Annotated in this window: 15 protein-coding genes, 2 tRNA genes and 1 pseudogene; 13 read left to right on the top strand and 5 right to left on the bottom strand. The window is 32.2% G+C overall.

The genetic code is table 11. From position 1 onward, the window contains the following. Genes PF021_RS03895 through PF021_RS03880 form a run of 4 tightly spaced genes read left to right on the top strand, consistent with a single transcriptional unit; the run spans nucleotide 1 to nucleotide 2,775 of the window. Nucleotides 1-834, top strand: a complete 834-nt coding sequence (locus PF021_RS03895) for a CheR family methyltransferase (protein WP_271021110.1) — start codon at nucleotides 1-3, stop codon at nucleotides 832-834. Then, the gene (locus tag PF021_RS03890; protein WP_271021109.1) at nucleotides 834-1,481 is read left to right on the top strand and encodes a CheB methylesterase domain-containing protein; all 648 of its coding nucleotides are present in this window, start codon (nucleotides 834-836) and stop codon (nucleotides 1,479-1,481) included. The genes PF021_RS03895 and PF021_RS03890 overlap by 1 nt, the downstream gene beginning before the upstream one ends. A gap of 5 nt (nucleotides 1,482-1,486) precedes the next feature. Next, the gene (locus tag PF021_RS03885) at nucleotides 1,487-2,053 is read left to right on the top strand and encodes a YigZ family protein (protein WP_271021108.1); all 567 of its coding nucleotides are present in this window, start codon (nucleotides 1,487-1,489) and stop codon (nucleotides 2,051-2,053) included. After that, nucleotides 2,050-2,775, top strand: a complete 726-nt coding sequence (locus tag PF021_RS03880; RefSeq protein ID WP_271021107.1) for a hypothetical protein — start codon at nucleotides 2,050-2,052, stop codon at nucleotides 2,773-2,775. The genes PF021_RS03885 and PF021_RS03880 overlap by 4 nt, the downstream gene beginning before the upstream one ends. Here the strand turns inward: PF021_RS03880 and lepA are convergent. The 4 genes from lepA to glmM all read right to left on the bottom strand — a co-directional run bounded on the left by lepA (nucleotide 2,772) and on the right by glmM (nucleotide 6,504). Further along, nucleotides 2,772-4,574 carry a translation elongation factor 4 gene (lepA, locus tag PF021_RS03875; RefSeq protein WP_271021106.1) on the bottom strand — a complete coding sequence of 601 codons (1,803 nt, stop codon included), beginning with the start codon at nucleotides 4,572-4,574 and terminating at the stop codon, nucleotides 2,772-2,774. The genes PF021_RS03880 and lepA overlap by 4 nt on opposite strands. Nucleotides 4,575-4,612: 38 nt before the next feature. Continuing rightward, a tRNA-Val gene (locus PF021_RS03870) sits at nucleotides 4,613-4,688 on the bottom strand. A gap of 32 nt (nucleotides 4,689-4,720) precedes the next feature. After that, entirely contained in the window at nucleotides 4,721-5,170 is a 450-nt protein-coding gene (lspA, locus tag PF021_RS03865; RefSeq protein WP_271021105.1) for a signal peptidase II, read from the bottom strand. After that, a complete protein-coding gene (glmM, locus tag PF021_RS03860; protein ID WP_271021104.1) occupies nucleotides 5,167-6,504 on the bottom strand; it encodes a phosphoglucosamine mutase in 1,338 nt (445 codons plus the stop codon). The genes lspA and glmM overlap by 4 nt, the downstream gene beginning before the upstream one ends. A gap of 72 nt (nucleotides 6,505-6,576) precedes the next feature. Here glmM and rpsT point away from each other — a divergent pair, with 72 nt between their 5' ends. The 9 genes and pseudogenes from rpsT (at nucleotide 6,577) to PF021_RS08620 (ending at nucleotide 13,274) form a co-directional block, all read left to right on the top strand. Beyond that, entirely contained in the window at nucleotides 6,577-6,852 is a 276-nt protein-coding gene (gene rpsT / locus PF021_RS03855; RefSeq protein ID WP_271021103.1) for a 30S ribosomal protein S20, read from the top strand. Nucleotides 6,853-6,868: 16 nt separating this feature from the next. Beyond that, complete coding sequence (gene prfA, locus PF021_RS03850) at nucleotides 6,869-7,939, top strand: peptide chain release factor 1 (RefSeq protein WP_271021102.1); 1,071 nt, start codon at nucleotides 6,869-6,871, stop codon at nucleotides 7,937-7,939. Nucleotides 7,940-7,994: 55 nt separating this feature from the next. Continuing rightward, nucleotides 7,995-8,085, top strand: a tRNA-Ser gene (locus tag PF021_RS03845). A 92-nt stretch (nucleotides 8,086-8,177) separates the two neighbouring features. Continuing rightward, nucleotides 8,178-8,813 carry an amino acid ABC transporter permease gene (locus PF021_RS03840; protein ID WP_271021481.1) on the top strand — a complete coding sequence of 212 codons (636 nt, stop codon included), beginning with the start codon at nucleotides 8,178-8,180 and terminating at the stop codon, nucleotides 8,811-8,813. Nucleotides 8,814-8,815: 2 nt separating this feature from the next. Beyond that, nucleotides 8,816-9,469, top strand: a complete 654-nt coding sequence (locus PF021_RS03835; RefSeq protein WP_271021101.1) for an amino acid ABC transporter permease — start codon at nucleotides 8,816-8,818, stop codon at nucleotides 9,467-9,469. 9 nt (nucleotides 9,470-9,478) lie between these two features. Beyond that, nucleotides 9,479-10,240 (top strand): amino acid ABC transporter ATP-binding protein, encoded by a 762-nt coding sequence (locus tag PF021_RS03830; protein WP_271021100.1) that lies wholly within the window; start codon nucleotides 9,479-9,481, stop codon nucleotides 10,238-10,240. A gap of 89 nt (nucleotides 10,241-10,329) precedes the next feature. Beyond that, nucleotides 10,330-11,142 carry a cysteine ABC transporter substrate-binding protein gene (locus tag PF021_RS03825; RefSeq protein ID WP_271021099.1) on the top strand — a complete coding sequence of 271 codons (813 nt, stop codon included), beginning with the start codon at nucleotides 10,330-10,332 and terminating at the stop codon, nucleotides 11,140-11,142. A gap of 65 nt (nucleotides 11,143-11,207) precedes the next feature. Next, a pseudogene (locus PF021_RS08625) lies at nucleotides 11,208-12,134 on the top strand (Cache 3/Cache 2 fusion domain-containing protein); the annotation flags it as partial. Nucleotides 12,135-12,344: 210 nt separating this feature from the next. Further along, nucleotides 12,345-13,274, top strand: coding sequence for a methyl-accepting chemotaxis protein (locus PF021_RS08620; protein WP_407081412.1), 930 nt, complete (start codon nucleotides 12,345-12,347; stop codon nucleotides 13,272-13,274). On the opposite strand, the gene nth is transcribed toward PF021_RS08620, so the two are convergent. Beyond that, the gene (gene nth / locus PF021_RS03815; protein WP_271021097.1) at nucleotides 13,271-13,918 is read right to left on the bottom strand and encodes an endonuclease III; all 648 of its coding nucleotides are present in this window, start codon (nucleotides 13,916-13,918) and stop codon (nucleotides 13,271-13,273) included. The genes PF021_RS08620 and nth overlap by 4 nt on opposite strands. Between the last annotated feature and the right edge of the window lies 1 nt (nucleotide 13,919).

Genomic DNA, 13,919 nt, shown 5'->3' with positions numbered 1-13,919 from the left:
ATGGTTACAAATGTAATTAGCGATTCTCATATAAACAAAGCAAGAGAGTTGATATACGATATAGCTGGTATTTATCTGCCTAGCAGTAAGGATTCTACTATTAAGAATAGGCTCGATAAGCTAAGGCGAGATTTAAAAATAGATGATTTTGATGTATTTTTCTCAAGTGTCAAAAGTGGAAAAAACAAGCAAGAATTTATAAATGCATTTACTACAAATAAGACTGATTTTTTTAGGGAAAATTTCCATTTTATGGATATGTTAAATAGAATTTTGCCTCACAGATTAAAAAGTAGTGAGCCATTAAAAGTGTATTGTTCTGCTAGTTCTACTGGAGAAGAACCTTATTCTATCGCAACTACATTGTTATATGCAAAAGATGTATATGCTTCTAGCACACCTGTTAGCGTGATTGCTACTGATATTGATACTTCTGTGCTTGATGTAGCTAAAAAGGGAGAATATTTAGTTGATACATTTTTAAATCCATTGCCTGATTGGTTGCATTTAGAGGATTACTTTAGCGTAGAGAAGAGAGCTGGTTCTTTAATTAAGCTAGTAGCAAAGCCACATCTTAAAAGGCTAATAACATTTAAGCAGCTTAATTTAAGCTCTATTAGTTACCCATTTGCAAAAGAGGAATTTGATATTATATTTTGTAGAAATGTTCTTATTTATTTTAAAGTTGAAGATCAAGAAAAGATATTAAGTAAGCTTTTTTCACACCTTAAAATTGGCGGAACGATGTATCTTGGTCATAGTGAGAGCATACTAGGTATAGGAAGCAAGGTAGAGAGACTTGGTCAAAACACTTTTGTTAAGGTGGTGAGCTAATGGCAAATGAAAAATATCATCCAGATAAATTATTGGCTTCAAAACCTTTTAGGGGTGAAGGTAAAAAAATAATAGGAATCGGAGCTAGCACTGGTGGAGTCGATGCAATAGCTAGAATCCTACAAGCACTACCACTAAACTTACCACCAATAGTCATCACTCAACATATACCAGAGGGGTTTTCAACTTCATTTGCACATAGGCTTGATAATATATCTGCCCTATCAGTTGTAGAAGTAACAGAGAGAATGACACTAAAGCCATCATGTGCATATCTAGCCCCAGGTGGAAGACACATGCTAATAGAGAATAAAACAGGAGAATATATAGCAACACCACTTGATGGCGATAGAATCACTAGGCATAAGCCAAGTGTGGATATTATGTTCCGAAGTTTAAATAATGCTGCTGGTAAAAATGCACTAGCTATCATTATGACAGGAATGGGAGATGATGGTAGCATAGGGATTCATGAGTTGTTTTTGAATGGTTCTTATACTATTGCACAAGATGAAGATAGTTGCATAGTCTTTGGAATGCCAAAACAAGCAATATCAAGAGGCTCTATTTGCGATATTGTAAGTTTGGATAATATACCAGAAAAGATAGTTCAATTCTCACATGGGAATCTAAAAAGAAAAAAGTAGCTTTTATGCTTGTACCAATTAATATTATAGGCGGATATTATGAGTTTAAAGGCTCCAAATTTATTTCATTTTTGATTCCTATTAATTCTTTTAAGGATTTTGTAGCAAAATCAAGATATGAGCATCCAAAGGCTGTTCATTTTGTAACTGCTAGTAGATCGTTTAATAAAGAAGGTCAGATAGAAGAGAGTTTTAGTGATGATGGTGAGCCAAAGGGTACATCTGGTATGCCAATGCTAAAGGTGATTCGTGGTTATGAGCTTATAGAATGTGGAGTGCTAAGTATTAGATATTTTGGCGGTACATTGCTTGGGACTGGTGGTCTTGTCAAGGCATACACACAAAGTGCAAAAGAACCTATACTAAATGGGATAAAGGAGAATTTACTTAAAAAATATGTAAAGCATGAAATTTTTGAGTTTTTTATTCCATTTGCAAAGGTTAAGCATTTTGAATATTTAACTTCAAAAATAGAAGCAACTATTATTGATAGAAATTTCATAGAGAAAGGAGTTATTGTATCTATTGCAGGTCAAAAAGAGGTATTAGATAGTTTAAAGGCTGCAATATGAAAAGGCTGTTTTTATTTTTCTTTTTGTTATTATCATTTATCTATTCTGCTGAAATCAATATTTCTAAATATCTAAAAAAAGATATAAAGCAAAGAAACCCATTATCTGATTATAAGGCGTTAGAGGGTATTTTGGGTGCACCATTACCACTTATGTCTATTGAGAAAAGTAAAGCAGTCTATGAATCTCCATTTGTAGAAAGAAAAAAGGAAGTAGGAAGTTCTAAGAAATTGCAAGTAGATACATTATCTGTTAGTAATTATATTTTTAATACTGGTTTGTCTAAGCTTTCTCCAGTTGTAAGCAATAATGTAGATGATTTTTTTGCTAGATATACTTCAATTGTGGATTTTGATTTAAGTTTAAATTCCAATATTTCTAATGAGGTGCAAACAATCGGTGGTAATGCTATTATGTATATAACATTATATGAAAGTAATATGGATAAATTTTTGTTTTTTGGAGCATTAGATCGTGATGCCTCTACTAGGCTATGGAGCACATATTATGGGGTGGAAAATAGACTTAAACTTGGAAATACATTGCACAAAGTATTCTTTCGAGAAAAACTAACAGATGATAATAATGGGGATACCATATATTATGGTTATGAGTTTGTGCCTTTTAAGCATTTTACTGCTTATGTTCAGGGAGAGCAAAATAGCATAAATAATAAGACAAATACATATAAAATAGGTGCTAGATATAAAATTAGATTCTAGTCTATTTTTAAAACTGCTAAAAATGCTTCTTGTGGTAATGCAACCTTTCCGATTGCTTTCATTCTCTTTTTGCCTTCTTTTTGCTTTTCTAATAACTTTCTTTTTCTTGTGATATCTCCACCATAGCATTTTGCAGTTACATTTTTGCCCATTGATTTTACGGTTTCTCTAGCTATGATTTTATTACCAATACTTGCTTGAATCGCTACTTCAAAAAGTTGTCTTGGAATAATTTCTTTCATAGATTCTACAAGCTCTTTGCCTTTTTCATAGGCTTTGCTTTTTGGTACAATAATACTTAGTGCATCGACTATATCACCTGCCACTCTTATATCTAGCTTTACAAGCTCACCAACTTTATATTCATAAGGCTCATAATCAAAGCTTGCATAGCCTTTTGTGCAGGATTTTAGGTTATCATAAAAGTCCATAACAATTTCATTTGTGGGGATTAGATACTCTAAGAGCACTCTTGTTTCTTGTAAGTATTCCATTTTTTGCTGAATCCCTCTTCTTTTGCTAACAAGAGTTATGATATTTCCTAGAAATTCGCTAGGAACGATGATGGTGGCTTTTACATAGGGTTCTTTGATGGTAGCGATTTTTTGTTCAGGTGGGAGTTCGCTTGGATTTTGGATAAATACTACGCTTCCATCTGTTTGTGTAACTTCATAAACAACCGTTGGTGCAGTCGCTATTAAATCAAGTCCAAATTCTCTCTCTAGCCTCTCTTTGATAACCTCCATATGTAAAAGCCCTAAGAATCCTATCCTAAACCCAAAGCCTAGAGCGACAGAAGTTTCAGGCTCATAAGCTAGACTTGAATCATTTAGCTTTAATTTATCTAATGCATCTCTTAAATCTTCAAATTTATCTGTATCGATAGGATAGATTCCAGCAAAAACAAAAGGCTTAGCAGGCTCAAAGCCAGAGATTGGCTCTTTTGTCTTGTTTTTAAAATCTGTAATCGTATCGCCAACAGCAATATCCGTTACATTTTTAAGTCCTAAAATTACAATTCCTATTTCGCCAGTTTTTATTTCTTTTGTTTTTTCTTGTTTTAGTGGGTGAGGGTAGAGTAATCCTAGTACTTCATGGTTCTTTTTGCTTCCCATTATATAAATGTTTTGTCCAACTTTAATGCTTCCATCAATTACTCTAACTAAAGCCAAAGCACCAAGATAGTTATCAAACCATGAATCATAAATCAAAGCTTTAGTTGGAAATTCAATCTCTCCGTTTGGTGGTGGGACTAGCTTAACAATTGTATCTAACAATTCTTTAATACCTATATTTGCCTTTGCACTTACTTCTAGAGCATTTGTGCAATCTAGTCCTATTGTTTGTTCTATCTCACTTTTTACGCGTTCTGGTGCAGCAGCGGGGAGGTCTATTTTGTTTAGCACAGGGATAATTTCTAAGTTATTTTCTAGTGCGATATATACATTTGCAATGGTTTGTGCTTCTACTCCTTGAGATGCATCAACTACAAGTAATGCACCCTCGCATGAGGCAAGAGAACGCGATACTTCATAGCTAAAATCCACATGTCCTGGAGTATCAATAAGATTTAGTATATATTTTTCACCCTCATATTCATAGTTTAGTCGCACACTTTGTGCTTTAATCGTAATTCCTCTTTCTTTTTCAATATCCATTGTATCCATTACTTGATTACTCATTTCTCTATCAGAAATTGCTCCACACATTCGAATTAGACAATCTGCAAGAGTGGATTTGCCATGATCTATATGAGCTATTATTGAGAAGTTTCTTATATTTTGTAATGGAGTTTTCACATGTTGCCTTTAAAAGTTATAAGTTATAGATTGTAAAGTGGTGGCCACGACTGGACTTGAACCAGCGACCACTACCATGTCAAGGTAGTGCTCTACCAACTGAGCTACGCGACCTTATTTGGAAATTAAGGTAGTGATTATATCAATTAGGTCTTTGTATTTTTCTTAAGTAGTGTGTATATAATAATACAAGCTACGCCAACATTTATCATGATATCTGCAAAGTTAAAAATAGCAAATTCAAATTTATAATGCCAAAAAATATAATCTACAACACCACCATGAATAAATCTATCTAAAACATTTGATATCCCAGCTCCAAATATTATTCCAGCGGGGATAATGTAGGATTTAAAAGATACTATATTCTTCCAAAAATATATAAATATTGCGACTAATAAGGCTACTTGGATATATTTTAGCCATTCTTCTAAGAATGCAAACATAGAAAATGCTACACCTTTGTTATATACTAACACCAAAGAAATAATATTTCCATCGTAATTAAAGTTATTGATTACAAAAAACCACTTTATAGCTTGGTCGATTCCAAATACCAAGCTAAGAGGAATTATAAATAGCAATATATTTTTCATTGTAATTTTTCTTTAAAAAATTCTTCACATTGTGCAATTGTTGCTTCTAGTGCTTTTTGGTCTTTGCCTTCAAGTAAGATTCGCAGTTTGTTTTCTGTGCCACTATATCTTATTAGATGTCTTATTTTTTTAGATTCAATTTCTTTTAGTAGTTTGCTATACCCACTAATTGATGATAGTTCTGGTTTTTTGCTTATGTTTATATTTTTTAGAATCTGTGGATATAGCTTGAAACAATCTAATGCCAAAGAAGCCCTTTTTTTGCTAGAAATCACATAAGCTATGGTTTGTAATGCACTAACAAGCCCATCGCCTGTCTTTGCAAAATCGCTAAAAATTATGTGTCCGCTTTGTTCTCCTCCGAAGTTTAGCTTTTTTGATAGCATATTTTCTAAGACATATTTATCTCCTACATTGGAGCGAATAAGTTTTATGCCATTATTAGCTAAAAATTCTTCTAGTGCGTAATTACTCATAATTGTAGCTACTATTGAATCTCCTTGAAGCATGTTATTTTGCTTTAATGCTAGAGCTAAGATCCCTATTAATTTATCTCCATCTACTACTTCACCTTTTTCATTTACCACCACAAGCCTATCAGCATCTCCATCAAATGCGAAACCTATATCAGCCCTTACCCTTTTTACTTCTTCTTGTAGTGCTAATGGTTGTGTAGCACCGCAGTTTTCGTTTATATTAAAGCCATTTGGTTCATCGTTTATCACAAATACTTCAGCACCAAGTTCATCAAAAATAGTTGGAGCAACTTTGTATGCAGCACCATTGGCACAATCTAGGACAACCCTTATTCCATGTAGTGAGAGATTCTTTGGAAATGAATTTTTAATATGCACAATATATCTTCCAACAACATCATCTATCCTTTTGCTGGAGCCTATTTCTTTACCTTTTTTTTGTGCATTTTCTAGTTGAAATTCATCAAAGTAGATTTTTTCTATTATTTCTTCGTCTTTTTCGTCTAGTTTATATCCATTTCTATCAAAAAACTTAATCCCATTATCAGCAAATGGATTATGACTAGCACTAACCATAATGCCACCATCGCATCGCATGTCTTCTGTCAAGTATGCTATTGCTGGTGTTGGCATTGGACCTATTTGTATGACTTGATACCCAACTGAAGTAAGTCCGCTAACTAGGGCATTTTCTAGCATATAACCGCTTCTTCTTGTATCTTTGCCAACTAGAATCCTATTTGTTTTTGAGTGTTCTTTATAATAGATTCCTGCTGCAATCCCTAGCTTCAATGCACAAAATGCACTAAGTTTTGCACCTGCTTCTCCTCTTACTCCATCAGTTCCAAAAAGTTTCATAGTTTATTTGCCTTTAATGAAAAATAAAGTATAATGTTATCTTAAATTTTTTTAAAAAGGATTAACACTCTTATGGCAAATCATAAATCAGCAGAAAAACGCATTAGACAAACCATTAAAAGAACAGAAAGAAATCGTTACTACAAAACAAGAATTAAAAATATGACTAGAGCTTTAAATGAAGCTGTATTAGCAAATGATGTGTCAAAAGCACAAGAATTACTAAAAAATATCAATAAATCTTTCCATAGCTATGTAAGCAAGGGGATACTTACAAAAAATACAGCTGCAAGAAAAGTTAGCAGACTAAATGTAGCAGTTAAGAAAATAGCATTATCTAGCAAGTAAGCCGTAGCAATAAATAATGTTAGCAAGCAAATTACAACCTTTTATTTCTCGTTATGATGAGATAAGCTCTTTATTGCTTAAGCCTGAAATTCTAAATGATGTGAAAAAGATAACAGAGTTAAGCAAGGAGCAAAGCTCTTTAGAAGAGTTGGTTTGCAAAGCTAGAAAATATCTAGGCAACTTGCAGAGTATAGATGACAATAAGGCTTTGCTAGATGATAAAGAGCTTGGTGAGTTAGCAAAGGAAGAGATAAAAGAAGCAGAAAGTGAAAATAAGATTCTAGAAGAAGAAATAAAACTACTCTTACTTCCAAAAAATCCAAATGATGACAAAAATATATATTTAGAGCTTAGAGCTGGTACTGGTGGTGATGAGGCTGGTATTTTTGTAGGTGATTTATTTAAAGCCTATGTAAGATATGCAGAATCTAAAGGTTGGAAATGCGAGATTATAAGTTCTAATGAAAATAATGTTGGTGGATACAAGGAAATTATAGTATTGATAAAGGGTAAGGGTGTTTATTCTAGGCTTAAGTATGAAGGTGGGATTCATAGGGTGCAAAGAGTGCCAGAGACAGAATCTCAAGGGCGGATTCATACTTCTGCTATTAGTGTGGCTATAATGCCTGAAGTTGATGATGTGGAAGTTGATATCAATCAAAATGATTTAAGGGTAGAGGTTTTTAGAGCAGGTGGTCATGGTGGTCAGTGTGTCAATACTACAGATTCTGCAGTTAGAATCACCCATATACCAACCGGCATAAGTGTGTCAATGCAAGATGAAAAATCTCAACACAAAAATAAAGATAAGGCTCTAAAGATATTAAAAGCAAGAATTTATGAAGCTGAATTAGAAGCACAAATGCAACAAAATGCAGAAGCCAGAAAATCACAAGTAGGTAGTGGTGATAGAAGTGAGAGAATAAGGACATATAATTATCCGCAAAATCGTCTCACAGACCATAGAGTAGGGCTTACATTGTATAGCTTGGAAGAAATTATGCTAGACGGTAATTTTGATGCAGTTATAAATCCAATTGTCGCATATTTTCAAGCTGAAGCATTGCGAAATAATGAAGATTCTTAAGGTTTAAGGAACTTTTTAAGAATTTTTATTTATAATTTCCACTTCTTTTTTACAAGGACAGATGGGTGAGTTGGCTGAAACCACATCCCTGCTAAGGATGCGTAGTCGCAAGATTACCGAGAGTTCGAATCTCTCTCTGTCCGCCACTATTTCTCAATATAGTCTTATTTACTTATTTTAAGTTTTTTGTATAATAAATAAAATTTTTAAAGGTATTTTGTTGGATTTTGATTTTATTATGCGTTCCTTACCAGTATTTGCAAAGGCGCTTTATTTGACATTACATTTATCATTTTTTGGTATTTTGTTTTCCATAATTCTTGGATTTTTTATAGCTTTAATTCAGTTTTATAAGATTCGTATTCTAGATATTATTGCTTCAATATATATTGAACTTTCAAGGAATACCCCACTACTTATTCAACTATTTTTTTTATATTATGGCTTATCGCAGATAGGTTTTAAGTTAGGGAGTTATACATGTGCTTTAATTGGGGTTGTATTTTTGGGTGGTAGTTATATGGCAGAGGCTTTTAGAGCAGGATTAGAATCAGTAGGAAAAGTCCAAATAGAATCTGGGCGAAGCTTGGGTTTTGGTGAAATATCATTGATTTTTTATATAATTTTGCCACAAAGTTTGGTTGTTAGTCTGCCATACATTGGTGCAAATGCAATATTTTTACTAAAAGAAACTTCAGTAGTTAGTGCAATAGCACTTGCTGATGTATTGTATGTAACAAAAGATCTAATAGGTAGCTATTATAAAACAAATGAGACTTTGTTGTTACTTGTTATGTGCTATTTGGTGGTATTGTTGCCTTTATCTTTTTTGTTTTATTGGCTTGAGAAACGATATAAAAGAATAATAGGTTAATTATGGAAATTTTATTTGATACTCAAAATATCGCAAGAATCTTAGAGGGCGTTTTTGTAACATTTCAAATAGCTTTTATTGCGATATTTTTTTCAATTATTTTTGGGTTTATTTTAGGGTATTTGATGACACTAAAGATTTGCCTAATCAACTTTATATGTAGAATTTATTTGGAATCTATAAGAATAATCCCAATACTTGCTTGGCTGTTTATAGTTTATTTTGGTTTTTCATCTTTTTTAAATCTAAGTGGAATTATGTCTTGTATTTTAGTTTTTAGTCTTTGGGGAATTGCCGAGATGGGTGATTTGGTAAGAGGTGCTATATCAAGTCTGCCAAAGCATCAAAGTGAGAGTGGTAGAGCATTAGGCTTAAGCGAGATGCAAATACAAATATTTATAATACTGCCACAGAGTATTAAAAGGCTTATGCCATCACTTGTGAATTTATTTACTAGAATGATAAAAACAACTTCTTTGGCTGCTCTAATAGGTGTAAGTGATATGCTGAAAGTAGGACAACAGATAATTGAAGTTAATTTGCTTAGCTATCCACAAGCTAGTTTTTGGATATATGGTGGAATCTTTTTTATTTATTTTATTTTGTGCTATCCTTTGTCAATTTATAGTAAATATTTAGAAAAAAAATATATATAAGGAATTTAGGTGTCGAATCATTTTGAAAATAAAATATTACTTGAAGCTAGAAGTATAGTAAAAAAATTTGGTAATAATTTAATCTTAGATGATATATCTTTAGAGGTAAAAAAGGGTGAGGTATGTGCTATTTTGGGACCTAGTGGATGCGGTAAGAGCACATTTTTAAGATGTATTAATGGGCTTGAGAAAATAGATGGTGGCGAGATAATTTTTGATGGAAAAGTAATAAATAGCACAAGTGGTAAAAATGTAAAACTAAATGAAATACGTCAGAAAATAGGTATGGTATTTCAAAGTTATGAACTTTTTCCTCATTTAAGTGTATTGGATAATATAATTTTAGCACCAACAAAAGTGCAAAATCGTAACAAAGATGAATCTATAAAAGATGCAATAGCATTGCTTGATAGAGTTGGATTAAAACACAAAAAAGATTCTATGCCACGAGAGCTTAGTGGTGGTCAAAAACAAAGGGTAGCCATAGTTAGAGCATTATGCATGAAGCCAGAGATTATGCTGTTTGATGAAGTTACTGCCTCATTAGATCCAGAAATGGTAAAAGAAGTGCTAGATGTTATCAAAGAGTTAGTAACACAAGGTATGACTATGATTTTAGTAACACATGAGATGAAATTTGCACAAAATGTAGCAGATAGAATAATATTTTTTGATAGTGGAAAGATAGCAGAAATAGCTACCCCTTCCGAATTTTTCGTAAATCCAAAGAGTAGTAGGGCAAAAAAGTTTTTAAGTGTTTTTGAGTTTTAACAAATATTTTACTTTTATTTAATATTTATTATATAAAATGATTAGACCTAAAGTGGAATTATTTTAGAGTATTGTTATCAAGGAATGCTATGAAAAAGATATTAGGTGTTGTTTTAGCTTCAGTAATTGGCTTATTTTTTATTGCATGTGGCAATGATAATACCGATACTTTGGAAGCTATAAAATCAAAAGGCGTTGTAACCATAGGTGTTTTTAGCGATAAACCTCCTTTTGGATTTGTTAATAAAAATGGTGAAAATGACGGCTTTGATGTATATGTATCAAGGCAGATTGCAAAAGATTTGCTTGGAGATTCAAGCAAGGTTAAGTTTGAATTAGTTGAGGCTGCAAATAGAGTTGAATTTCTAAAGAGTGGTAAGGTTGATATAATTATGGCTAACTTTACTAAAACAAAAGAAAGAGAAGAAGTTGTTGATTTTGCTACGCCTTATATGAAAGTTGCTTTGGGTATTGTCTCTAAAGGTGGAAATATAAAAAGCGTAGAAGACTTAAAAGACAAAAAACTAATAGTAAATAAAGGGACTACGGCTGATTTTTATTTCACTAAAAATCACCCTGAAATCGAACTTATTAAGTTTGACCAAAACACAGAAGCTTTCTTGGCATTAAAAGATGGTAGAGCAGAAGCATTAGCACATGATAATTTACTTGTTTTTGCTTGGGCTAAGGAGAATCCTGGATTTGAGGTTGGTTTAAGTAGGCTTGGTGATGAAGATGTAATAGCTCCTGCTGTTAAGAAAGGTGATACAAAACTACTAGAATGGCTAAATAAAGAAATAGAAACTTTAAATAGCAATGGCTTTATGAAAGAAGCTTATAAGAATACACTCTCTGATATATATGGGGATTCAAATCTAGAATCCGTCTTATTTGCTAAATAATCAAAATGCTTTTTGCATTTTGATTGCTTTAATTTCAAAAATATTTTTTAAAAGGGTTTTATTGAATGTGGAAGAAGATTTCATTAAATAATAAGTTTTTTATAATTCAAATTAGCGTATTTGCGATTTTTCTTATACCTTTTTTATTTTTTATAAATAATCTTATGAGTAATTATTCTGATGACTTATTAAATCAAAGATTAAATCAAATAGCACAAATAACAAATAAGAGTTTTCAAGTTTTTTCAAACCAAATAATTAGTGAAACAAAATCTGCTAATAATGTATTTGAGGAAGTAATATCACAAAATTTTGGAACATATCATACTGGAAGTTATACTTTGGGCGATAAAAGTGATACTACTTATGTGGGAAGCAAAGAAGTAAGGAATCTTTATTATAATGGACATGCATTAGCTGGCAGTATAGGTGTTGTGGATAGATTTTCTACTTTAATAGCTGGTGTTGCTACTATTTTTGTAAAGAGTGATGATGGGGATTTTGTGAGGATTTCTACATCTTTAAGAGATTCAAAAGGAAACAGGGTAATAGGAACTAATCTTGGCACAAGCCACCCTGCATTCAGTGTTGTAAATAATAAGCAAACTTTCTATGGAAGAGTGTCTTTGTTTGGCAAAGATTATATGTCAAGCTATAAGCCAATTATAGATTCTAAAGGAAGCGTTATAGGAATCTTATTTGTAGCATATGATCTATCACCTCTTTATGATTTGTTCGCAAAAGATATAGAAAACATCAAAATAGGTGAGCATGGCAGGATTTTGATTGTTGATAAAGCTTATGACAAGTTTATTGTTGGTAATTCCGACAAAAAGCCTAGCGAGTTTGCAAATTTAAATAATCTACCTTTAGATTCTTCAATAACCTATTACTTTGAAAATAAGCAATATAACACATATAGCATATATAATGAGCAATTAAATGTATATGTGCTGGTTGAAGCTCTGCAAGAGGATTTTGTTGGTGCTACAAATTATATAAAAAATGTAATCTTGTTTGGAATTATTGCATTATTGGTATTTGTCTTAATTGCTTTATCTATAGCTATAAAGAGTATTATAATAAATCGTCTTGAATCTATTTCTAAGTCTGTGCTTACATTTTTATCATATATAAACTATGAAACTCAAAATAGACCAGATCTAATCAAAAATAATGGCTATGAAGATGAATTAGGGAAAATGGCAAATGGTCTTAATGTATCTATCAAAAAAATTAGCCATAGTTTTGAAAAAGATGAAGAAACAATAAAAGATGCTATAAAAGTTAGTGAATCTTTGGAGAAGGGATATTTACATGCGAAAATATTAGCAGAGCCACATAGTCCCGGATTAATAAGGCTAAAAGATGTAATTAATAATGCATTAACTCATATTGAAAACAATATCAGAAGCGTTTTAGAAGTATTGAAAAACTATGCCAATAATGACTTTAGAAATAAGCTTGATACAAATGAAGTGCAAGGTGATATTTTAAGTCTTTATGAATCTTTAAATACTCTAAGAGATTCTATTGCAAGAACGGTTAATACTAGGATTAATACAAGTGATAAGCTAAAAAATATATCAATTGGTATGCTAGATTCTGTGCAAAAAATATCCGATGGTGCGACTTCTCAAGCTTCACAACTATCGCAAACAAGCTCTATTTTAGAGGAGATTAGTAGCCAAATTGGTGGAGTATCAGATAAAACATTAGAAGTAACCAAACAAGCAGAAGATATTAAAAACATAGTAGGTGTAATTAAAGATATAGCAGATCAAACAAATTTACTAGCACTTAATGCAGCTATTGAGGCAGCAAGAGCAGGAGAACATGGTAGAGGATTTGCAGTTGTTGCAGATGAAGTTAGAAAGTTAGCAGAGAGAACTCAAAAGTCTCTAGGGGAGATAGAAGCAAACACAAATGTGCTTGTTCAAGGAATAAATGAAGTAGCAGAATCAATAAGAGAGCAATCAAGTGGAATCTCTCAAATTAATGAATCTGTAAGTTCGCTAGAGTGTGTAACTAGAGAAAATGTTGATATTGCACATAATTCTCATGAGATTAGCGAAGATTTAAAGAGTATATCAATTGGTATTAGCGAAGATGCAAGGAAGAATCTAATTTAGATTTTTCTCTTGCTTTTGCAAATGTGGTTTAAGAAGCATTCATTGCATTTTGGGTTTATAGCCTTACATATATATCTGCCAAATAGAACCATTGCTTGATGTAAGATTCCTAAATTATCCTTAAAAATTTTTGATAAGTCTTCTTCTGTTTTTAGAGGTGTTTGTGCCCTACTTAGCCCAAGCCTATGAGATACGCGAAAGACATGTGTATCAACTGCTATATAATTTGCACCTTTAGATTCTATTAACACAACATTTGCAGTCTTTTGACCAACTCCGGGCAAGTCTTTTAGTTTGTCCCTGTCTAGTGGTATTTCTCCGTTATGTTTTTTATCAACTTCATTTGCCATTGCTAGAAGATTCTTAGCTTTATTATTAAAAAAAGAGCAGGTTTTTATTAGTTCTTTTATGTCTTCTAGATTTGCTTTTTTTAGTGCTTTTATATCTGGGTATTCTGCAAATAATGCTGGAGTTATTATATTTACCCTTTTATCTGTGCATTGGGCTGATAGCATTACGGCAATTAGTAGTTCATAGTCGTTTTTGTATTGTAATTCGGTTTTTGCTTCTTTGTAGTTTTTCAGGAATACTTCTTTTATTTCATTTATTTCTTTTTTGGTTGCTTTTTTTGGTAGTTTTTCCATG

It is taken from the genome of Helicobacter ibis (assembly GCF_027859255.1).
In the GTDB taxonomy this organism is placed as follows: Bacteria; Campylobacterota; Campylobacteria; order Campylobacterales; family Helicobacteraceae; genus Helicobacter_D; species Helicobacter_D ibis.
This window is presented reverse-complemented; position numbering and strand designations above follow the sequence as displayed.